23 protein-coding genes and 1 riboswitch are annotated in these 21655 nt (G+C 34.6%); of the genes, 7 read left to right on the top strand and 16 right to left on the bottom strand.

What is annotated here, in order from left to right:
• Nucleotides 1–79: 79 nt before the first annotated feature.
• The 6 genes from BUC23_RS15380 to BUC23_RS15360 form a co-directional block, all read right to left on the bottom strand.
• The gene (locus tag BUC23_RS15380) at nt 80–1108 is read right to left on the bottom strand and encodes a rod shape-determining protein (RefSeq protein ID WP_073210992.1); all 1029 of its coding nucleotides are present in this window, start codon (nt 1106–1108) and stop codon (nt 80–82) included.
• Nucleotides 1109–1583: 475 nt separating this feature from the next.
• On the bottom strand, nt 1584–1748 hold the full coding sequence (locus BUC23_RS17555; RefSeq protein ID WP_167365590.1) for a hypothetical protein: 165 nt from the start codon (nt 1746–1748) through the stop codon (nt 1584–1586).
• Between the two features lie 394 nt (nt 1749–2142).
• Entirely contained in the window at nt 2143–2679 is a 537-nt protein-coding gene (locus tag BUC23_RS15375) for a DUF4252 domain-containing protein (protein WP_073210991.1), read from the bottom strand.
• A gap of 1 nt (nt 2680) precedes the next feature.
• Nucleotides 2681–3208 (bottom strand): DUF4252 domain-containing protein, encoded by a 528-nt coding sequence (locus tag BUC23_RS15370; RefSeq protein WP_073210989.1) that lies wholly within the window; start codon nt 3206–3208, stop codon nt 2681–2683.
• A gap of 16 nt (nt 3209–3224) precedes the next feature.
• On the bottom strand, nt 3225–3698 hold the full coding sequence (locus BUC23_RS15365; RefSeq protein ID WP_073210986.1) for a hypothetical protein: 474 nt from the start codon (nt 3696–3698) through the stop codon (nt 3225–3227).
• Nucleotides 3685–4194 (bottom strand): RNA polymerase sigma factor, encoded by a 510-nt coding sequence (locus BUC23_RS15360; RefSeq protein ID WP_073210985.1) that lies wholly within the window; start codon nt 4192–4194, stop codon nt 3685–3687. Before BUC23_RS15360 ends, BUC23_RS15365 begins: the two co-directional genes overlap by 14 nt.
• Nucleotides 4195–4318: 124 nt before the next feature.
• On the opposite strand from BUC23_RS15360, the gene BUC23_RS15355 reads away from it, so the two are divergent.
• Complete coding sequence (locus BUC23_RS15355) at nt 4319–5764, top strand: S41 family peptidase (protein WP_073210984.1); 1446 nt, start codon at nt 4319–4321, stop codon at nt 5762–5764.
• Between the two features lie 73 nt (nt 5765–5837).
• Nucleotides 5838–6452 (top strand): N-acetylmuramoyl-L-alanine amidase, encoded by a 615-nt coding sequence (locus BUC23_RS15350; RefSeq protein ID WP_073210982.1) that lies wholly within the window; start codon nt 5838–5840, stop codon nt 6450–6452.
• A 151-nt stretch (nt 6453–6603) separates the two neighbouring features.
• Here BUC23_RS15350 and BUC23_RS15345 read toward each other — a convergent pair whose 3' ends face one another.
• The 7 genes from BUC23_RS15345 to BUC23_RS15315 form a co-directional block, all read right to left on the bottom strand.
• Nucleotides 6604–8514: a TonB-dependent receptor plug domain-containing protein gene (locus BUC23_RS15345; protein WP_073210981.1), complete on the bottom strand. Its 1911-nt coding sequence runs from the start codon at nt 8512–8514 to the stop codon at nt 6604–6606.
• A gap of 77 nt (nt 8515–8591) precedes the next feature.
• A riboswitch (cobalamin riboswitch) is annotated at nt 8592–8874 on the bottom strand.
• Nucleotides 8875–8913: 39 nt separating this feature from the next.
• Nucleotides 8914–9450, bottom strand: coding sequence for an alpha-ribazole phosphatase (gene cobC / locus BUC23_RS15340; RefSeq protein WP_073210980.1), 537 nt, complete (start codon nt 9448–9450; stop codon nt 8914–8916).
• Complete coding sequence (locus BUC23_RS15335) at nt 9435–10241, bottom strand: adenosylcobinamide-GDP ribazoletransferase (protein ID WP_073211070.1); 807 nt, start codon at nt 10239–10241, stop codon at nt 9435–9437. Before BUC23_RS15335 ends, cobC begins: the two co-directional genes overlap by 16 nt.
• A gap of 50 nt (nt 10242–10291) precedes the next feature.
• Nucleotides 10292–11974, bottom strand: a complete 1683-nt coding sequence (gene cobT / locus BUC23_RS15330) for a nicotinate-nucleotide--dimethylbenzimidazole phosphoribosyltransferase (protein ID WP_073210976.1) — start codon at nt 11972–11974, stop codon at nt 10292–10294.
• An 18-nt stretch (nt 11975–11992) separates the two neighbouring features.
• Nucleotides 11993–12640 carry a Dph6-related ATP pyrophosphatase gene (locus BUC23_RS15325; RefSeq protein WP_073210970.1) on the bottom strand — a complete coding sequence of 216 codons (648 nt, stop codon included), beginning with the start codon at nt 12638–12640 and terminating at the stop codon, nt 11993–11995.
• 91 nt (nt 12641–12731) lie between these two features.
• Nucleotides 12732–13247 carry a bifunctional adenosylcobinamide kinase/adenosylcobinamide-phosphate guanylyltransferase gene (gene cobU, locus BUC23_RS15320; RefSeq protein ID WP_073210969.1) on the bottom strand — a complete coding sequence of 172 codons (516 nt, stop codon included), beginning with the start codon at nt 13245–13247 and terminating at the stop codon, nt 12732–12734.
• Between the two features lie 2 nt (nt 13248–13249).
• Entirely contained in the window at nt 13250–13627 is a 378-nt protein-coding gene (locus BUC23_RS15315) for a C1orf53 family protein (protein ID WP_073210968.1), read from the bottom strand.
• A 97-nt stretch (nt 13628–13724) separates the two neighbouring features.
• On the opposite strand from BUC23_RS15315, the gene BUC23_RS15310 reads away from it, so the two are divergent.
• Genes BUC23_RS15310 through BUC23_RS15300 form a run of 3 tightly spaced genes read left to right on the top strand, consistent with a single transcriptional unit; the run spans nt 13725 to nt 16682 of the window.
• On the top strand, nt 13725–14867 hold the full coding sequence (locus BUC23_RS15310) for an ABC transporter substrate-binding protein (RefSeq protein ID WP_073210966.1): 1143 nt from the start codon (nt 13725–13727) through the stop codon (nt 14865–14867).
• Between the two features lies 1 nt (nt 14868).
• Entirely contained in the window at nt 14869–15900 is a 1032-nt protein-coding gene (locus tag BUC23_RS15305) for an iron ABC transporter permease (RefSeq protein WP_073210963.1), read from the top strand.
• A complete protein-coding gene (locus tag BUC23_RS15300; protein WP_073210962.1) occupies nt 15900–16682 on the top strand; it encodes an ABC transporter ATP-binding protein in 783 nt (260 codons plus the stop codon). The genes BUC23_RS15305 and BUC23_RS15300 overlap by 1 nt, the downstream gene beginning before the upstream one ends.
• A gap of 30 nt (nt 16683–16712) precedes the next feature.
• Here the strand turns inward: BUC23_RS15300 and BUC23_RS15295 are convergent, their stop codons facing one another.
• From BUC23_RS15295 to BUC23_RS15285, 3 genes are all read right to left on the bottom strand, one after another.
• Nucleotides 16713–18323, bottom strand: a complete 1611-nt coding sequence (locus tag BUC23_RS15295; protein WP_073211066.1) for a class I SAM-dependent methyltransferase — start codon at nt 18321–18323, stop codon at nt 16713–16715.
• 109 nt (nt 18324–18432) lie between these two features.
• Nucleotides 18433–18888 carry a tRNA (cytidine(34)-2'-O)-methyltransferase gene (locus tag BUC23_RS15290; protein ID WP_073210961.1) on the bottom strand — a complete coding sequence of 152 codons (456 nt, stop codon included), beginning with the start codon at nt 18886–18888 and terminating at the stop codon, nt 18433–18435.
• A gap of 58 nt (nt 18889–18946) precedes the next feature.
• Nucleotides 18947–19522 carry a pseudouridine synthase gene (locus BUC23_RS15285; protein WP_073211063.1) on the bottom strand — a complete coding sequence of 192 codons (576 nt, stop codon included), beginning with the start codon at nt 19520–19522 and terminating at the stop codon, nt 18947–18949.
• Between the two features lie 170 nt (nt 19523–19692).
• Here BUC23_RS15285 and BUC23_RS15280 point away from each other — a divergent pair, with 170 nt between their 5' ends.
• Complete coding sequence (locus tag BUC23_RS15280; protein WP_073210960.1) at nt 19693–20070, top strand: hypothetical protein; 378 nt, start codon at nt 19693–19695, stop codon at nt 20068–20070.
• Between the two features lie 211 nt (nt 20071–20281).
• A complete protein-coding gene (gene rmuC / locus BUC23_RS15275; RefSeq protein WP_073211059.1) occupies nt 20282–21652 on the top strand; it encodes a DNA recombination protein RmuC in 1371 nt (456 codons plus the stop codon).
• Nucleotides 21653–21655: the final 3 nt, after the last annotated feature.

Genomic DNA, 21655 nt, shown 5'->3' with positions numbered 1-21655 from the left:
TTTTTTCTTTTTAAGTGTATTCAACAAACTTTTGCTGGATCAGGTGTAAAAGCTCACTTGTACTTCTGCAATAGCAAACTTATTTTATCAGTACTCTTTTATATTTAGGTATATTTTTTAAGACAGTACCAGTACCTCTAACCACCGCTCTTAAAGGATCTTCAGCAATAAAGACTGGTAAATCCGTCTTCAACGAAATCCTTTTATCAAGACCGCGAAGTAATGCACCTCCTCCTGCTAGATACAAACCCGTATTATAAATGTCCGCAGCCAGTTCCGGTGGTGTCAATGCAAGTGTTACCATAATCGCGTCTTCAATTCTCTGTATTGATTTATCCAAAGCTCTTGCAATTTCTCTAAAGGCAATCTTAACTTCCTTAGGTTTCCCGGTAAGCAAATCCCGTCCACGAACCATTATGTCATCAGGAGCATCCTCAAGTTCTTCCATTGCGGCACCAACATCAATTTTTATTCTCTCAGCAGAAGCGTCTCCAACATACAAATTATGCTGCGTTCGCATATAAAACAATATATCATTAGTAAAAACATCGCCAGCAATTTTTATGGATTTGTCACAAACTATTCCTCCGAGAGCAATAACTGCAATTTCAGTAGTCCCTCCTCCAATATCAACGATGAGATTGCCCTTGGGCTCCATAACATCTAAACCAATTCCAATAGCAGCTGCCATTGGCTCATGAATTAAATACACTTCTTTCCCGTTTACCCGTTCGCAAGACTCTTTTACTGCTCTCATTTCTACCTCGGTGATACCACTAGGGATACAGACAACCATTCGCAGCGCGGGAGTAAAGAAACTTTTCTTTATTTCAGGTATATTTTTTATAAACCAGCTGATCATTTTCTCTGAGGCATCAAAATCAGCAATAACTCCGTCTTTAAGTGGCCGTATTGTTTTAATATTCTCATGTGTCTTACCCTGCATTAAGCTGGCCTCTTTACCTACAGCAATAATTTTCCCATTTCTAATGTCCCTGGCCACCATAGAAGGACTATCCACTACTATTTTTCCGTCATAAATTATTAAAGTATTTGCCGTCCCTAAATCCATAGCTATCTCCACTATCATAAAATCAAATAAGCCCATAATATAGTTTTGTTCTTAAAAACGTTTTTATTGCTGTTTTATTCTCTATCATGATGAGATTCCATGAAGAAGATGAATGAAACCTCAGGTAAAAGCCAGCAGTTGTGCACTATTCAAGTGCGCGTTCAGCACGTCAAAAGCAATTATAAAGAATGTTTGACAGATGAGGCACATCGCGAAGCTTTTCGATTTACTCTTCTTTCCCATATATAACTTATTCGCCAAGAGATGAATATGTTTTACGATCTAAAATTCCTAATTCAATAGTCTGTTCCAATCCGTTTTATCAAATCAGAAAATAATGATTCGAAAATTGTCCCGTCAAAGCCTATCATAAATAAAAATGCTTCAAAAATAATCAAGTTTACTTGAAATTATTTTTGAAGCATTTTTATTTTAATACCAACTATTCTGGAAGGAGCTTTACTTTGTCAGAAGAACAACACGCTATAATTTTATTATCAGGTGATGCATCTCAATAAGTCCCATCTAGCCTTCCTAAAAATAGCAATAAAATTAAAACCCCAATTGATAAACCTGCAGCTGTAATAAAAAAAGTCCCTAAATATAAAAACATCCTGTTTTTATGTGCTCTTCTAATTAGCTCCATATCTCCTGTTCTAAATTTAATTTCAGTCATTTTTTTTCGAGATTAAAGTTACAAATATTCTAATAATAGAAATTTATTTTATACAAAGTAACAAGGATTGTATTGTTTTCACAATACCAACTTCTAGTGATATTTGCTTTATTTGTTATATTATTTTGCAAAAATACCTATCAGTGATGGAAAAAAATTGAGGTTTTCCTCATTCGAACGACTTTTTTTTACCTTTTTTCAAAATTAGTAGAGTACCACAGCCACCTGAATTGAATTGACAATTTCATAATATCTAACCCACTCACTAGCCATGTGATAAAACTTTTAAGTGGCTCTTATATTATGCCTAAATGAGATTTAATATCTACCAAAAATTCATAAAAAAAACGCCTTGGTAAACTACCAAGGCGCTTATAATTAAGAGTATTTAATTTTATTTTTTGAACATTTCCTGCAAAGGTTTTAACTGCTCTAAATCGACTTTAGATTCTTTCAAAACTGAAAGCATCGTCATGATATTATTGGGATTCATATCTTTTCCCAGAATTCTGACTACTGCAAAACCAGTTTCTTTTTTATTGGCGAAAAGCACAAACTCTTCGATGTGTTCATCCGAACCTACATAACTCACAGAAGCTCCTTCTTTGCCCGAACCAAACTTCATCAGCTGTTGGTACTTTTTATCCTTTAGAATCAAATTAACTTTTGCTCGTTCCAGTTCAAATTGCGCTTTATTCGTTCCATTGAGTTTAAAAGCCAATACATTCATCTTCTCAAAGGATTGTAAAGCTTCATTTTGTTGCAATGACAATTTAGCTTTATCCACATTCAATATACTTGGAGAAACATCTAAAGCAATAAAATTCTTGTTTTCTGTATTTTCTACAAAGTATTTCTGCAAAGTTGGTTCTGAGTTGCAACTAATCAAAAACAGACTAAAGAGAAGTGCAATACTATAAACGGCTTTCATTTTACTTTTTACCTTTTGTTGCTTTCTTCAAATCGTCTCCACCAGGAATTCTCATTTTATCAGTAAGAATAGAAATCTCACTCAAATCGAAATCACCCGTTAACGACATTAAAACCGTGTCATCGTTTTTAGCACCCTCAATAAACATAAGCAACTCTCTTATTTGAGAATCTTTCGCTCCTGATTTTACCAGAATTTTGATGTTTTTTCCGCTGTCATTCACACGCATCAACTCTTCCAGACCTCCTGATTTAATGTACTTTTCAGCCGAAGCTTTCATTTCATTTTCTACTCTGGTACTTTTAGTGGTAAAAACTTTCAAATTGTCTAACTTTTTTATCAGGTTCAAGTATTGTTGTGTTTCCTTATCAGAAGCATCTACTTTTACTTTGCTCATTAAGTCAAACATTTTTTTGTTGACTATAATTGACGTAACATCATCCTGACCATCGAATTTATCGAAGGCCGCTTGAGCGAAAAATGGACTTGAAACTAATACTACTACTAATGTTAATATAAACTTTTTCATTTTTTGATTGATTATTTTATTGTTTAAAAATTAATTCTTTTGATTCTTGGTATTCTTCAATGTACTTAACACTTTCTATGCCAACATTTACATGATTTGACAATAATGCTAATGCTTTTTGAGTTTGTCTAAAGGCAACTTCAGGATCATCATACGTTCCTAAATCTTGTTTCCCCTTTTCATCCTCGTAATTGTAATACACATACGTTCCTATTCCCATCAAAACGACAACTGAAGCAGCAATAGACAACCATGCTACATTTCGTTTTTTAAATTCGTTCGGAAAGTTCTGCTTAGAATGCAGTGCGATTTCTGGCGCAAACTTTTGGTCTGCCGCAAGAGACAAATAACCAAACAAAGGCTTGTACTGTTCTAAATGCTGCGCAACATTTAGTGAAGAAAAATAAGTACGTAATTCATTTTCTTCAGCAATACTGGTTTCCCCTTGAAAGTATTTTTCTATTAGTAATTCTATTTTATCTAATTCCATAATTATGCGTTTTTGTCATGCTTTCTCTTATCGTTTTTCTTGCTCTCGAAAGCGCTACACGAATAGCCGTTTCATTCATTTCTGTTATTTTTGCGATTTCAGCAAATTCATATTGTTCAATATCCCGCATCTGAATTAGCAGTCGCTGTTGTTCGGGTAACTGATTAATTATCCTCTCGACCCAATTTAAACTATCACTATCTTCTACTTTTTTATCTACACTTGGTTCTCTATCGGTAAAATTAGTATGAACAATTTTCAGATTTCCTGCTCTTTTTGATTTTAACTGATCCAAACAATAATTTTTTGTCAGAGTCATCGCAAAAGCTTCTACACTATTAAACCCATGCAAACTTCCATTTTTACTCCAAAGCTTTACCAAAACTTCCTGGGTAGCATCTTCGGCTTCCTCCGTGCTTGTCAACAATCGCTTTGCCAGCCGAAAGACTTTGTCTTTGAATGGAGTGGTTAGCTGCACAAACTCATTTTGGTTCATAAAGAGTAGTTATTAAATCGGTTATACAATCAAGACGATACATGTTTCTTTTTGTTACAAATAATAGAAAATAAAAACTAAAGTTACTATTTTTACGTTCATAATAGTTATTGAACCTACTAACATGAAAAAAACATTTCAATTTACGCTTATATTAATTGTAGCACTTTTTAGTTTCCAAGGTTGCCAGGATATGGACGATGTTGCTGCGCCAATGGATCTTGCAATCAAAGATTTTATTTGGAAAGGCCTAAACCAATACTATTTATGGCAAGCTGACGTGCCTAATTTATCAGACGACCGTTTTGCTTCTCAGGCAGAATTAAATACTTTTTTGTCAGGTTATTCTACTCCTGAAAGTTTATTTGATGCACTACGCGTAGATAAATCCGTTGATAGATTCAGTTGGATTGTAAGTGATTACTTAGAACTTGAGGGCGCACTTCAAGGAACAACAAAAAATGACGGAGTCGACTACGGTTTACGATATAAATCAGGAAGCACTACTGAAATATTTGGCTGGGTACGCTATGTTATCCCCGGTTCGGATGCATCAACAAAGGACATCAAGCGTGGAGCCATTTTTTACGGAGTAAATGGAACTCAATTAACCGCTAGTAACTATCAAACTTTGCTCGCAGCAGAAAGTTATACGCTAAATCTAGCGGATTATAATAATGGAGCCATTACCCCAAACGGAAAAACGGTTGCTTTAACGAAAACAATACTATCAGAAAATCCAATTCTATTAAATACCGTGATCACATCGGGCACTCACAAAATAGGGTATTTAATCTACAACGGTTTTTATGCCGATTATGACAACAAATTGAATGAAGCTTTTGGCACGCTAAAAACGCAAGGCATAACTGATTTAGTACTTGATTTACGTTATAATTCAGGAGGTTCTGTTCTTACGGCTACACGTTTAGCAAGTATGATTACGGGACAATATACCGGGCAAATATTTGCAAAGCAACAATGGAATAACAAAATCAACAGTTATTTTGAAACAAATAATCCGGATGCGTTAAAAAATAACTTTACAGATAAAATTGGCGCTACGCCAATCAACAGCTTGAATTTGACTAAAATTTACATTTTAACCACCAAAAGTACGGCTTCAGCAAGTGAATTGGTGATTAATGGATTGAAACCATATATGGATGTTGTTCAAATTGGCGATGTAACTACTGGAAAAAATGTTGGTTCCGTTACTTTATATGATTCACCTACTTTTGGTAAAGACAACAGAAACCCGAACCATCGCTACGCGATGCAACCAATTGTTCTAAAAATTGTAAATGCAGCTGGTTTTGGAGATTATTTCAGCGGATTAGTACCTACTTATGAGTTGAAAGAAAACCTGGGTAATTTAGATATTTTGGGTAACACAACAGAGCCTTTACTAAGCACTGCAATTGGTAAAATTACCGGAACAGCAAAAATGTTAAAACTGAGTCCTGAAAAAGATTTCAAATATTTTAATGACATAAAATCAATAAATGGTTTGCAAAATCAAATGTATATTGACAAAGCTCCGGAAGGGCTTTTGAAAGCATTGAAATAACTTTACGAGCATTATACTAAAACACCATTTTACAAGTTAATACTTAATAATCAATATTTTACATCACAACGTAATGAAAAACACAAGTAAATTAGTTTTGGCTTTGACTGTAATTGTTTCTTTTGCATTTATAAAGCCAAAGCATTCAGAACCAAAAAAAATAAATATTGTTATTGATGCAGGTCACGGTGGAACTGATTTTGGTGCGACATCAGATGCAATCACTGAAAAGAAAATTGTGGAACAAGTCACTAAAAAAATAAAATCTTTAAATAGTAATGTGGTAATTCACTTCACTAGAAATGAAGATAATTTTTTATCCTTGAACGATAGAACTGCTTTTATAAACAAACTTAAACCGGATTTAGTTTTGTCCCTACATGTAAATACCAGTTTAAATAATAAAACATCAGGCTTGGAGTTTTATGTGGCAAAAGAGACTGAATTTTTTGAAAAGTCAAGTAAGATTGCAGGAGAACTCATAAATAAATTCGCAACGAATAAAAATTTAAAAGTATCCAATGTAAAAACTGGTCCTTTTTACATTCTTAAAAAATCAGAAGTTCCAGCAGTAATTGTGGAACTTGGATATTTAACCAATGAAAATGACAAAAAATACTTGGTTGATGACAATGAACAAAATAAAATAGCGCAGTCAATTTCAGAATTCATTTCAGAAATGAAATAGAAAAAATACTAGATCTACAAAAAAAGGCTTTCAGTGATGAAAGCCTTTCTTATATACAAATTTTTCAATCGAAAGATTGAATTTGTGCTAACAAAAAACCCGTTCCTAATTATGGAACGGGAATTAAGAACTAACACTAAATATTTATTTTTTAGAACAAGAAATTCAAACCTAATTTAAAATTTCTACCTCTAGTACTGTATCCTCTGCTTTCAACAAAATCTTTATCAAAAATATTGTCAACTGCGCCAAAAATATTCAATCTGTTTTTGATTAAATCATAACGAACATTACCATTAACTAATTGATAGTCTTTCAAAATTTCTGAATTCAAAACAGGATTATAAGTTGGGGCTGGATAAGTGGTATATTCTAAATATCTGTCAGACACAAATTGGTATGCCACATTAAAAGCAAGGCGTGGCGTTGCTTGCACATCTACAGCAGCATTGACTTTATGTTTAGGATTCAAGATACGAGATTGTCTTTCTAATTCTGTAAAAGTATAATTGGCATTGAATTTTACTTTATCATTCAAAGCATAAGAAACCATTGTTTCAACACCTTTGGCTTTGTTTTTCCCATTTACATTAAAGTATTTGTAAGTCATCAAATCAAATCCTATAGCATCTTCCTCTTCCCTCTGAAAAGCTACTGCATTCAAAACTAATTTCTTATTCAATACGCTAACTTCAAAACCAACTTCGGCTGTAGCATCTTTCTCTGGAGATAAATTCAAATCACCATACGGAGAGTACAATTGGTACAAACTTGGCGTAATAAAAGCAGTGCTATAGGAAGCTATTACTTTTAAATTTTCAGAAAAAGTGTAAGAAGGATTAATATTATAAACTAAATTATTCCCGTATTTACTATGAATATTGTAACGTGCTCCTGCATTTAAGTTTAATCCAAAGTCTGAATTATAAACAGCAGTTACATAAGGATCAATCATATTGAATTTAGCCACTTCATTTGTAATCGCATCATACTGGCTCATGTTTGACATTTCGTGAAATTGAAATTGTGCTCCTGTTACTACAAATAATTGAGATGAAATTTCATATTTATTAAAGGCATCAACATTGACGCTTCTTGACTTTGCCTGGAATAAAGATCCGTAGCTAAAAATATCGCGATTGATTACATTGGCCCCAGAGTTAATTACAAATTCTCCTTTGTTGTATTTATATTTTGGAGAAAAACCAACTCTAAATTGCTCTGAAAGACTGAAATTTTTAAGATCATCTGCAAATGAACCTGCATCAAAATCGTTTTTCATTCGGTCATAATTAGCAAAGAAATCAAATGATAATTTTTTAGTTGGCGTAAAGCCAATTTTCACTAAAGAATTAACTCTTGAAAAAGCATCATTTTCAAATTTAGTATTTGAATTTAATGGTTTTGCTTCAGAAATCCCTGTAGTTTCAGTACTATTCAAAGAAGCAAAATAATTTACTTTTTCAAAACCACCGTTTACAGCAAAACCCTGATTGTAATCTTGCACACTATAATTTGCTTTTTTAGCAACTGTTTGTGTACCAATATTCATATATGCATTTCCAGCAATCGCTTTTTTACCTGCTTTTTTTAGTGTAATATTAATAACACCTGTCGCGGCTCCAGAACCGTATAAAGTGCTCGAAGCGCCTTTCATAATCTCAATACTTTCAATTTGCTCCACTGGAAGCAATCTCAAATCATACGATAAGCTAATCCCGGAAGCATCTGTTACCGGAACACCATCAATCAAAATTAAAACCTGATGATTTCTTCCTCCGCGAATGTAAAGTCCCAAATCCTTACCATTACGACTCTGATTTCCATTGATTTCAACACCTGCTACCGTACTTAAAACTGAAGCTACTGATTGTCCTGATTTTTTCTTCAAATCCTCAGAAGTAATTTTGACGATAACTTTCCCTGATTTTTCTTTTGACAAAGCAAATTTCGAATCGGAAACAACAACCTCATCAAGTTGTTTTGGCTCTTGATCTTGTGCATACGTGTTCATTGCAAATAACAATGCAATCGCACTAAAGCGAATGAATTTTTTGTTCATTTTTAAAATGTAAAATTTAATAAATTGGGGAGAAAAGCATAGAATGACCCATACCCAAACCTTTTTTCCCGAAAGTTTGATACTCGATGTAATAGGCAGGTCTCCTGGCTTGCGTCTTGTTGTTTACCTTCCCAAGAAACTGAAATAAATTCAGCTAACTCAGTGGTTTTGTAGATAACAACAAGCTTGATAGCTTACAGTTGCGGGTACAGCTCAGGATTTAGGATTCTTGATTTAGAATTCTTGATTTAGGATTTAAACCCTGAAATCTGAAATCTAAAACTTGAAATCTTTCACCTGATTCCCTTTTAATGGGGTTTGAAAATAAACAAACCTCAACCTCAATACGGCGGCAAAGATAAAATTATATTAAGTTAATAACCTAAATAATTCCGGATTTTATAATTCAATTTTAATTACAGCTCCAAAATCTACTTTATTCTGAAAAGCGTCTTTTAGTGGCAAATCCGAAATTTTACATAAAAAACTACGTATCACTCCTGCATGTGCCACAATAATAACTGGTTTTGAATTGGTTTTCTGAAGTTCATTATGCATAAAATCAATTACTCGATTGTGTAAATCCGTAAATGATTCGCCATTCGGCACGCGAACATTTACAAAATCAGTCATCCAAGGCGTAAAGTCATCCGGTGGAATTACATCCCAATTTTTCATTTCCCAATCGCCAAAATTCATTTCCATCAAACGAGAATCTTCATTTACAGCAGTAATTTCTGAATTGTCTTTGATGTAATTTGCCAAAAGAACACAGCGAAGTAAAGGACTGGAATACAGATTTGCATCTTGAGGCAATTGATTTAAAACAGATTGAAAAACAGCATCATAAGGCTCCATGATTTCCACATCGGATTGTCCATAACAAATTCCTTTTTCGCAAACCGTTTCTGTGTGACGTATTAAATAAACTTCCATAATGCAATAACTGATATATAAAAAACCACTTCGCAAACCTGTTGGGTTGCTCCCAAACAATCTCCGGTATACCCGTCAATCCATTTCTGAAAATAACGTGCTAAAAAGAATCGGGTCAGAAAAACAGGGATTAAAACCAACAGTATTTGCCACTGAAAATAGGACAAAATAACTAATGGAAGTAATCCAAAAAAGAAAGCTCCCACTACTTCTCTCCAAGAATAACTTTGTGCGATAGGTTTGCTTTTGCTGGAAGCATCCTCACGAGAATATTCATGGGTAAAAACAATCGATATCGCCGCTAATCGACTGATAGAATGCGCGGAAACAAAAAGTAACAGAATTATAAATTGTGGATTATAAATTATAAATTTAGGATTATCTGAGATATCAATTAATTGAGTCAATCCTTTAAATTTAAGGAATAACAACAGCACCATACCTATTGCTCCATACGCACCAATAGCACTGTCTTTCATAATTATCAGTATTTTTTCTTTGGTCCAACCGCCTCCAAAACCATCGCAAACATCAGCAAAACCATCTTCATGAAAAGCTCCGGTAACTAAAACGGAAGCAATCGTAGAGAAGATTACCGCAATTTCAGGTGCTACTAAATAATTAAAAATACAATATATCCCAAAAGCCACGCTACCTACAATCCAACCAATTAACGGAAAATAACGGGACGCTTTATTTAAATAATCTGGATTATGATCAATGGTTGCAGGACACGGAATCCTTGTATAAAACATTAATGCTGTAAAAAATATATGTAGTTCTTTTTTCATTTTTTTTATTTTGGCTAAAGCCAATTTATCTATTTACTAACAAATTAAATTTAAAGTTCCCGGCTACTCACACCCGCTGATTCGAAACTGGCCATATTATTTATGAATGCTACAGCCGACTCAATTATAGGAAAAGCAATCGCACAACCCGTGCCTTCACCCAACCTTAAATCGAGTTGCAATAGGGAACGAACTCCTAGACAATCTAATATTTTTTGGTGCCCTTGCTCCGCAGATGAATGGCAAAAAATAGCATTTTTAATAATGGACGGATTCTTTTTAAAGGCAATTAAAAAAGCAACACTACAGATAAAGCCGTCAACAAGAATCAACATATTGTCTTGTTTTGCCTGAAGCATTCCTCCTACCATTTGCATGATTTCAAAACCTCCGAAATAAGCTAACTTGCTGTCTAAATCATCTGAACCATCGTAATTAGCAATACATTTTTTAAGAATACTAATTTTTTGAATCAACTGTTCATCATTTACACCAGTACCTTTCCCTACGCAATCTTGAATTGGTAATTCTAAAATAATGCTCATCAAAACCGAAGCTGTAGCTGTGTTGCCAATGCCCATTTCGCCAAAACCAATACAATTACTGCCCGTTTTTGCAATAGAGGCAACAATTTCACTTCCTTTCATAAAACACAATTCAACTTCTGTTTTACTCATTGCGGCTCCATGCAAAAAAGAGTGTGTTCCCTTCCCTATTTTAGCCGAAATCAAATCCGTATTCATAGGGAAATCATAATTTACCCCAGCATCCACTATCGCCAATTGAATCTTATTTTGTTTACAAAACACATTGATTGCTGCGCCACCTATCAAAAAATTATTCACCATCTGTCTGGTTACATCTTGTGGATAGGTACTTACTCCATGATTTGCAATTCCGTGATCGGCTGCAAAAACAACCAGATTAGGTTTTATAATTTTAGGTTCTAAAGTTTGAAATACCATCCCAATTTGTTTGGCGAGCACTTCTAAAATTCCTAATGAACCTGTTGGTTTGGTTTTTTGGTCGATTTTATGTTGCAACACATTTGCAAAAGCAGCAGAATCTATCTCCTTTTTAGTATCAAAAAATACTTTCTCCACCTTACTTTCATGCAAAACAGTGATTTCCTCAACTAATGGAATTTCTTGCTTTTGTTTCCAATTCAGTTGTTGCAACATGGGTTGATTATCATAATCAGTGGCAGGTTTTCCCACACAAAAATACCCCAACGGCTCCATATTTTCGGGTAAACCCAATAATTGCTTGAACTGATAATAATTCAATATGGAAACCCATCCCATGGAATATCCTTGTTCCGTTAGGGAAAGCCAAATATTTTGTGCCGCACAGACAGAACTAAACTTTACTGCTTCATTACTGCCAACGGTTCCAATCGTAAAATTATTCAAAACGGAACGATCATAACAAATAACTAATCCCAATGGTGCTTCTTCTATTGCTTCCAGCTTAAGGGCTTTGTAGGCTTGTTTTTGTTGTTCGTCATCTGTTAGTGCAATTGCTTTTTCATCATAATCTAAAAACAAACCCTTTATGGCCTTCTTCATTTCAGCCGATCTGATCAGATAGTATTTTGTAGCATCAGTCAAACCCACAGAAGGAGCCCAATGTCCTGCTTGCAGTGCTTTTTCAAGAACAGCATCCGGTACTAGATCCTCCGTAAAATGACGGGTGTCGCGACGGGATTTTAAAATTTCATCTAAATAAGTCATCTTAAAAAAATTTTGTTTTTATATTTCTTCCCAAACGATGAAACAATAATTCTCATAGGTGATTTTAGTAAATTCAGGCAATTCAATCGCTCCTGAAAATAACGGACAATTAATTACCAAAGTATGAAACTCCCCGTTTTCACCACAAGGATCTATTCCTTTTTCGTGTAATTCTTGAGCTAGTTCTTTGTTCAAAATTTTCCCCAGATACTGTTCTCCCATTATTGTATTGCAAGAAACAATCATCGTTACAATGCCGTTTTCAAGCATTTGGTTTACCAAAACAATTCGGTCTTGTTGCCACAAAGGCAAAATTGCTTTTAGCGATGCGGCGGCACATACTTTATCTTCCCAATCTTTGTGCGGTTGCAAATCAATATCACCAAAAACGGCCGCTTCCAAATCATATTTAGCTTTTAGCATTTTTAAAACGGCAATAAATTTGGCTTCATAATCACCCCAAGTTGCCGGAATTCCTTCCAGAGGCAATCCCATTTTTTGGGCTTGCTGATTCAAAATAGACAAAGGCAATCCGTGAGAACGGGACACTTTCCCGTTCTCATTCATCATATTGAGTAACACTTTTGGAATAAATCCTTGCTGAATTGCTTGCATCATTGCATAACAACTGTCTTTTCCGCCACTCCAAGAAGTTACAAAATTCATATGTAGTTATTTATTGATTTTTAATTGAATATGTAATACGCTATCAGGCACTATTTTCGTTGAATTCAAATATTGTAAAATCATAGCTATTTCATTTTTTCCCTTTTATCGTTACAGGAATTCCAGAAACCATAAGCACAACGGTATCAGCCGTTGCAGCAATATATTGATTCATCCAACCTTGAAGTTCGGTGAATTTTCTACCAATGTGAGTATCGGCATGAACACCCATCCCTATTTCATTGGTTACAATAATAATAGTTGTATTTTCTTGATTGGCAATAGCGTCAAATTCAGCTTTAGCTTGTTCTAAGCACAAGGAAACATCGTTTTTAGTATCTACAAAAAAGTTCGTTAACCAAAGTGTGACACAATCGACAATCGCTACTTTACTTGAAAAATCAATTTCGCTCAAGTGTTTTTCTTTTTCGATATTAATCCATCGTTCGTCCCGATCTTTTTGATGGCGATCGATTCTCTTTTGGAAATCATCATCCCATTTTCGGGCTGTAGCCACATACGTTGGTTTAACCGATAGTTCTTTTGCTAAATTTTCGGCATAACTACTTTTACCGGAGCGTTCGCCGCCTGTTATTAAATATATCATTTTTATATTTTTTTAAATCCATACGGACAATGTCGACATCCATTGGTACAACAATGCCCTCTTTTTAGATGAAACCAAGCTTTAAAAACATAATTCCCATTTTCTAAATAATAGTCGATTCCTTCCACGAGATTAGTCGTTGTGGGTAAATCTTTAGCTTTATTATCCGTTGCTGATTCGGGCATTATTGTTGCAACATATTCGTCAATTTTAGTGGAGCAAGCAACTGTAAAGCAACTGGAACAGAGACAATCCACCATTTCTGACGGAGTAAAAATGGGCGGAAAATTGTTGCACCAGCATTTACTCCCTTCTGTTGTGTCACCACAATTAAAAGGAGTTCCGCAAGTAGAACAGTTTTTGACTTTAATGCTATTCATTTCGTAAAGATAGTATTTGTTCAATTTTTTACTGCTAAAAATAAACAAGAAATTTTATAAATTTGGTATACCTTTGTCCCTATCGAAAAATTAAACCATGAAATTCACCTTTAAATTAATCCTTTTTGTTTTCTTATTTTCAACTTTCGTTGGATGTAAAAAAAGCAAAAATCTTAACGTAAAAGAAAGCACAAATTCAAAAAATGCAATCGGATACGCCTCTAGCTTTTCTATAAATAAATATGAAGGATATTCAATAGTGACGGTTTCAAACCCTTGGCCTGAAGCAAATAAGGACTTCACTTATATACTAAAAGAAAAAAACGGCAGCATTCCTGATAACCTTCAAAAATACACAACAATTCCAATTCCTTTGGAATCTATTGTCGTTACCTCAACTACTAATATTCCTTTTTTGGAAATGCTTGGAGTTGAAAAATCACTGGTAGGTTTTCCTCACACCGATTACGTTTCCTCTGAAAAAACCAGAAAATTAATTGATGCAGGTGCTGTTAAAAACATAGGACAAAATGAGAAATTAAATATGGAGCAACTCATTGAATTGGCTCCTAACTTAATTATAACTTTTGGAGTTGACAATAACAATCCAATGATTGATAATTTACAGAAAAGCGGTCTTAAAGTACTCATTCAAGCTGACTGGATGGAGCAAACTCCACTAGGAAAAGCAGAATGGATTAAGCTTTACGGTGCTTTATTTGGAAAAGAAAAAGAAGCCAAAACGCTTTTTGACGAAATCGTTAAAAATTACAATGACGCCATACAATTGGTTGCAACCAAAAAACCTACAGCAACCGTTTTGTACGGATCTATGTATCAAGATCAATGGTATGTAGCACGAGGAAATAGCTGGGTAGCTCAATTTATGAAAGATGCAAAAGCCAATTATTTGTGGGCAAATGTTGCAGGAACAGGAAGTCTTAGTTTGCCTTTTGAAAAAATATTAGAGAAAGCAAAAACGGCGAAATATTGGATCGCAACAGGTTCTTTTAAAAGTATTACTGAATTCGAAAACAGTAATCCGCATTACAATCAGTTTGACGCTTTAAAATCTAAAAATGTGTATACTTTTGAAAGTAAATTAGGTGCATCGGGAGGAACGATTTATTATGAATTAGCACCAAGCCGACCAGATTTAGTATTGAAAGATTACATTAAAATCTTTCATCCTGAACTGCTTCCAAATTATACTTTTACTTTTGCACAAAAACTAAACTAAATTGGCGAATCAAAAACGAAATACGATTCTATTTTTATTGCTTGCTTTGGGACTAGTGCTATTGTTTTTTGTAAACATTAGTTTTGGTTCCATCACGATACCTTTTAAAGAAATTTATACTAGTTTAACTGGTGGTCAAGCGAGTAAATCCACTTGGGAATATATCATCATCAATTACCGTTTACCCAAAGCAATTACAGCAATTCTTGTCGGAATGGGTCTATCCATAAGTGGTTTACTGATGCAAACTTTATTTCGAAATCCACTGGCCGGGCCTTATGTTTTAGGATTGAGTTCGGGAGCGAGTTTAGGAGTAGCTTTTGTGATATTAGGTGCGAGCTTACTTCCTCATTTTTTAAGTAATATTTTGTTATCTTCTTATGGAGTGGTTTTAGCATCAACTATAGGAAGTTCCGTTGTATTACTCGCCGTTTTAATGGTTTCCCAAAAGCTTCGCGATACTATGGCCATCTTAATTGTTGGGTTAATGTTTGGTAGTTTTACCAGTGCAATAGTAGGCGTTCTTACGTATTTTAGTTCCGCTGAACAATTACAGAAATTTACGTTTTGGTCCATGGGAAATTTAGGCAACTTGTCTTGGTCTTCTATAGTAATTCTGACCGTTTGTGTGGGGATTGGTTTGTTATTAAGTCTGTTTAGCATCAAACCGCTAAACGCCTTATTATTGGGTGAAAATTACGCTCGCAGTTTAGGTTTGAATTTCAAGAAAACACGATTAATTATTATTTTTGCAACAAGCATTTTAGCAGGAAGTATTACGGCGTATGCAGGCCCAATTGCTTTTATAGGACTAGCAGTTCCTCATATAGCAAAATTAGTATTTCAAACCAGCAATCATTCGGTTTTATATTGGAGTACGTTACTTTTAGGCGCATCGATTATGCTTATTTGTGATGTACTTTCAGAATTGCCAGGATTAGAAATCACTTTACCTATCAATGCTGTGACTTCGATAATTGGAGCTCCGGTCGTAATTTGGTTATTGGTTAAAAAACGAAAAATGATTGCCTAATGGAAAACAAAATCATCTTACAAGCATCCCAAATCAGCATCGGTTATTCTCATAAAAAAGAGAAAATCGTAGTGGCTTCGGATATTTCTATTTCCTTAAAAAAAGGAAAACTGATTGCTTTAATTGGTGCCAATGGCATTGGAAAATCAACACTTTTAAAAACCATAACAGGAATCCAGAAACCGCTTTTGGGCGCCGTTTTCTTGAATGAAAAGAAAATCACTGATTACGAACCTTTGGATTTAGCTCAAAACCTAAGTATCGTTTTAACCGAAAAATTACCTCCAAGTAATTTAACCGTTTTTGAACTCATTGCTTTAGGAAGACAACCTTACACCAACTGGATGGGAACTTTATCTGACATTGATATTGTTAAAGTTAATGAAGCTATGGCATTGACACAAATTAGTCATTTAGCCACAAAAAAACATTATGAGATTAGTGACGGACAATTACAAAAAGTGTTGATTGCACGAGCTTTAGCACAGGATACTCCATTAATAATTTTGGATGAACCCACCACCCATTTGGATTTACTACATAAAGTAGCGTTATTCAAACTTTTGAAAAAACTTACTCATGAAACTGGAAAATGCATTTTATTTTCTACTCATGATATTGACATGGCGATACAATTGAGTGACGAAATGATTATTATGACTCCTGAAACAGTGCTTCAAGACGAGCCTTGTAATTTTATTTCAAAAGGAAGTTTTAATACCTTGTTCAAAGATGAGCATATTGTTTTTGACGCTGAAAAAGGAAAATTCATGATTGTTTAGTTTCAACATTTTATTCAGTCCAAAATCGTACTAACCATTCCCTTTCAATAAATTTATACTCACTGTTGCAAGATTTGAGTCCGGAAATCTTCTGAAAAAATTAGCATCCGGATATAATCCAGCTTCTGCAGCGATTTTGTGCAAAACAGGAATTTCTACTATATATTGATCCGAGAAACCATGCGTGGCATCATAAGCTGTAGCAGCGGTTTTACCTAAATTAGCAGCAGTCAAATTTGGAGCAATGGTATGCAATTCAATCATTAACAATCCAAATTTCCGAACATAAGGCGACCATTTATTCAAATGTTCCAATAGATTATCTTCAACTAAGCTATTACTGATTCGCTCTCCTCTATGCACAAATGCTCCTGTAGAATGACTTACTCTGTCTTTGGTAATCTGTTTTGGTATTTCCCAAATTCGGTTATGATCCAAGAAGGTTCTCACATTCAGTAAATCTTTCAAATCAATGTTATAATTTTCCAATAAGTCATTGGCTAACAAATCCGGTTGACCTATATCTCCCCAAATTACTTTGGCCCAAATATCGGCTTTAATTAAATTGGCTCGGGTTACTTTCAACGCTGCTTGATTATAATCAGCACCAACAAGGAATAAAGGATAATCATCCAGCATTTTTCCGCGACGGGTTTGTCTCTCGATTACAGTATAAATATGTTCTATAAATGCACCATTGCCACAACCCATATCTAGAATTCCTTTCGGCTGATCTTCTATTGGTAAATTGAATAATTTAATGATAATCTCATCCACAACTTTAAAATAAGTATCATGCGCGCCTCCGCTACCCCAAACATTCATTTCTCTGTCCACATGAATTTCCTCTCCTCCTTCTGCTATATCTCGCAAAAGATTTGGATTACCAAAAAGCAAATCATCCATTTTACTGAAGGTAGGTAAATAGGAAACCGTCACTCCGTAAGCCGTGGCTCTTTTGGCAAAAAATAAACCAGTTTCGGTAAACTGATAATTCCCTTTTTTTTGCGTAAACCAACCCAAATGAACAAAGAAATCAAGTATGATTTTAAAATTTTCGGGGGATTTATGAAATTCCTCGGGACGGAAGGAAATCTCCATAAAATATTTATGAAACATACCGCTCATGCCCAAGCGAACTAATGTTGGCCCAACTAAACATCCTTCAATATGCATTAAAATTTGACGCTGAATTGTATTTGTCAACGGATCATTCGAAAAAGAAATGGCGTAATTGCTTTTGTGTTTTTCGAAAATAACGCGCAACCTTTCAAAAGGAGCCTCTTCAAATAATCTAGGGTGAAATTGCATCGAAAAATGCAGTAAATCAATCACATCTTCGTATAAATGAAACATCGAAAAAGCGATTTTACTTTTGTCATTGATGCTAAATTTAATGGCATTTGTGGCGTTGTTGATATCATAATCCAGAAATCCCTGTGAACATAAATTTCGCAAACCCACATTCAGATAGCCTTCGTTTGCTTTAAAATTTGATGTAAGCTCCTCCAGCGTCACTTCTTTTTTATCAAGAATATAAGCAAGCACGCCACTTTTATATAAAGAAAAAGCAACCGGCGCAATAACCAACCCATCCAAATGTTTGAAAATGGTATTTCTAAGAATAACTTTATCTATCATAAAAGTAAATTTAAAGGAAGAAAAACAGAAATAAATCATGTGATGTCTTACTCAAATATATAAAATTTACTTCAAAATAGTATGCTTTACACCATCGTAACTTTTCAACTTAGCGTTTAGTGCTAATTTGTCTTTTCGCTTCGCCAATAACAAAAGCGACCGAATTTGCAATGTTAAAACTTCTAATTAATGGCGACATGGGAATTGTCAGATGATTTTCAAACAAGCCTAGAACTTCCTCGCTTAGCCCTTTACTTTCTTTACCAAAAACTAACCAGTCCCCATCCTGAAAATCAGTCTCCAAATACGATTTTTCGGCGTGCGAACTCATTAGAAAAACTCTTGATTTATCTTTAATGTGAGACATCCATTCGGCCACATTTTGATATTCCGTGACATCTAGATGTACCCAATAATCCAAACCGGAACGTTTCAGGTTTTTATCATTAATGACAAATCCAAAAGGATGAATCAAGTGCAAACGGCTTTCGGTTCCTACGCACAATCGGCCTATGTTTCCGGTGTTATTTGGTATTTCTGGTTCTACTAAAACGATGTTTAACATATTATACTTTATTAAAAGATTGAAAAATTAAAAGATTGAAAAATTCAGATCAAATCCGTTAAATCTCTATTTGAAAATTTTCTACTTCCTTAACTTCCCCAGCCTGTAAATCATTGAGATGTACGTTTCCAATTCGAACACGAACCAAGCGTAACGTGGGAAAACCTACAGCGGCCGTCATTTTACGCACTTGGCGAAATTTCCCTTCATTGACAGTAATCGAAGCCCAGGATGTTGGACCGTGGCGTTCATCCCGTATTTTTTTTCCTCTGGTTCCAAACGCAGGAATTTCACGGATCAAAGACGCTTTGCAGGGTTTTGTAATATACTTGGTTCCATTAAAACCAATTTCAACTCCTTTTTCCAATTGCTCAATGGCTTCCTGATGGATAATACCATCAACTTGAACGTAATATTCTTTGTCAACTTTTTTGCTTCGAATGATTTCGCTCATCATCCCATCCGTAGTCAATAACAACAATCCTTCTGAATCTTCATCAAGACGACCTATTGCCATTGTTCCTTTGGGAAAATCATGCAATTCACCCAACAGTTTCTTTTTACGCTTCAGCTCATAAATAAACTGACTTAAATAACCATAAGGCTTGTAAATGATGAAATGCGAATGAGTCATTATATTTTGTTTTAAAGATGGCAAAGATAGTTTTGTTTTAGCAGGATATAAAATTGAGCATTGACACATTTGTCTTTACAAACCAAAAGCTATGTTAAATGATTCAAATTCTTAATTTAAAAGACGTAACATTATAGAAGTTAAGAGTATTAACTTAAAAAATAAAGATTATGGAAAGCAACGATTTAGGTTCAAAAAAGACAAATAACAAGCAAAACACAAACGAAGGTTTCAGCGGCGAAAACTTGCCCGAAGATTATAATCCAGCAGCATCAATACTTAAAGAAGAAGTGGAAACTGATGCTAATGGCGATCAAAAAATTGTTCAAAGAGCCCGCAATGTAGATGGATCTATTGCTTCTATTCCGGAAACGGAAGAGAGAAGCTGGAATGAAAATGAGAGTTTAAGTAGAGGTGTTTCTACTGAAAAGGAAGCAATGAAAACTGTTGAAAACGAAGACCATAACTCGGATATTACAGCGCACCGTTATCCAAATTCACATCCTGACAATCACGAAGACAGAGGAAATATAAAACTTGATGAATAACCAATTGTTTTGTTTGTAAAAAGCCAATAGGAATGTAAATTCTTATTGGCTTTTTTTTATTTTTACGCCCAACAAAACATAAAAATAAAAAACACAATACTAGCTAAAAGCACCAAATCTATAAATACTAAAACTTGTCGTAGTATTTATGTTTCCAAAACAAAAAAAGGAAACTTTTGCTTACTTTTACTTCACAAACAAAAATACTTCTATGTCAAATATGTTTCCGTTTTTATTAATTTTTATTATTGCCCTCGCCATTGGTGTTTTCATTGGCAAACTTATTTTCTCTGCCCGATTCCAATCGGAAAAAGTAAGTCTCGAGGAGAAATTAATCGCTTTAAATTCCCAATTCAATCAACAAAAAGAACAAATCTCTCTTGACAAAACAACTTTTGAAAAACAACTAGAAAATACTATTGCCGAGAAAGAAACCATTCGTAACGAAAAAGACAGTCTGGCCATTCAGCTTTCGAAAAAAGAAGTGGATTTTGAGAATCTTTGGGAACGCAACAAGGAACAAAAAGAGGAAGTTGAAAAACTACAGGAAAAATTCACAAAAGAATTCGAGAATTTGGCCAACAAAATATTAGAAGAGAAATCCAATAAATTCACGGAACAGAACAAGGAAAATATGAAAAACATCTTGACCCCTTTGCAAGATAAAATTCACTTGTTCGAAAAGAAAGTCGAAGACACGCACAAAGAAAGTATTGATTATCATGCCGCTTTGCGCCAACAAATTTTAGGATTACGCGAAATGAATATCCAAATGAGCAAGGAAACCATTAACCTGACCAAAGCTTTAAAAGGCGACAGTAAGATGCAGGGAAATTGGGGCGAATTAGTTTTGGAACGTGTTTTAGAAAAATCAGGCTTAGAGAAAGGACGCGAGTACGAAGTGCAACAAGCCTTTACTACTGAGGATGGAAATCGTGTTTTCCCTGACGTCGTAATCAATTTGCCTGACGGCAAAAAGATGATTGTCGATTCTAAAGTTTCTTTGACTGCTTATGAAAAATACATCAATGAGGAAGATGATGATGTGAAAATTAGTTTTCTAAAAGAACATGTAAACTCTATCAAACGTCACGTAGAACAACTTGGTAATAAAAATTACCAGGATCTTTATCAAATAGAAAGCCCTGATTTCGTACTGCTTTTTATCCCTATCGAACCCGCTTTTGCAATGGCATTAAACGAAGACACTACTTTATACAACAAAGCATTCGAGAAAAATATCGTTATTGTTACGCCTGCTACCTTATTAGCTACTTTGCGAACAATTGACAGTATGTGGACCAACCAAAAACAACAGGAAAACGCGCTCGAAATTGCCCGTCAGGCTGGAGCACTGTATGATAAATTTGAAGGTTTTGTTGGTGATTTGATCAAAATTGGAAAGAAGATCGACGAAAGTAAAACAGAATACAGCGGAGCCATGAATAAACTCGTAGAAGGAAAAGGAAACTTAATCGTCAGCGTGGAAAAATTGAAAAAAATGGGAGCAAAAGCGAAAAAAGCGCTGCCGGAAAGCATATTGAACAGAGCCGAAAAAGACGAAAACCAATTATTAAACTAAATA

This window comes from Flavobacterium xinjiangense, assembly GCF_900142885.1.
Classification (GTDB): domain Bacteria; phylum Bacteroidota; class Bacteroidia; order Flavobacteriales; family Flavobacteriaceae; genus Flavobacterium; species Flavobacterium xinjiangense.
The sequence above is the reverse complement of the archived record's forward strand: the minus strand, read 5'-3'. Positions and strand labels throughout refer to the sequence as shown.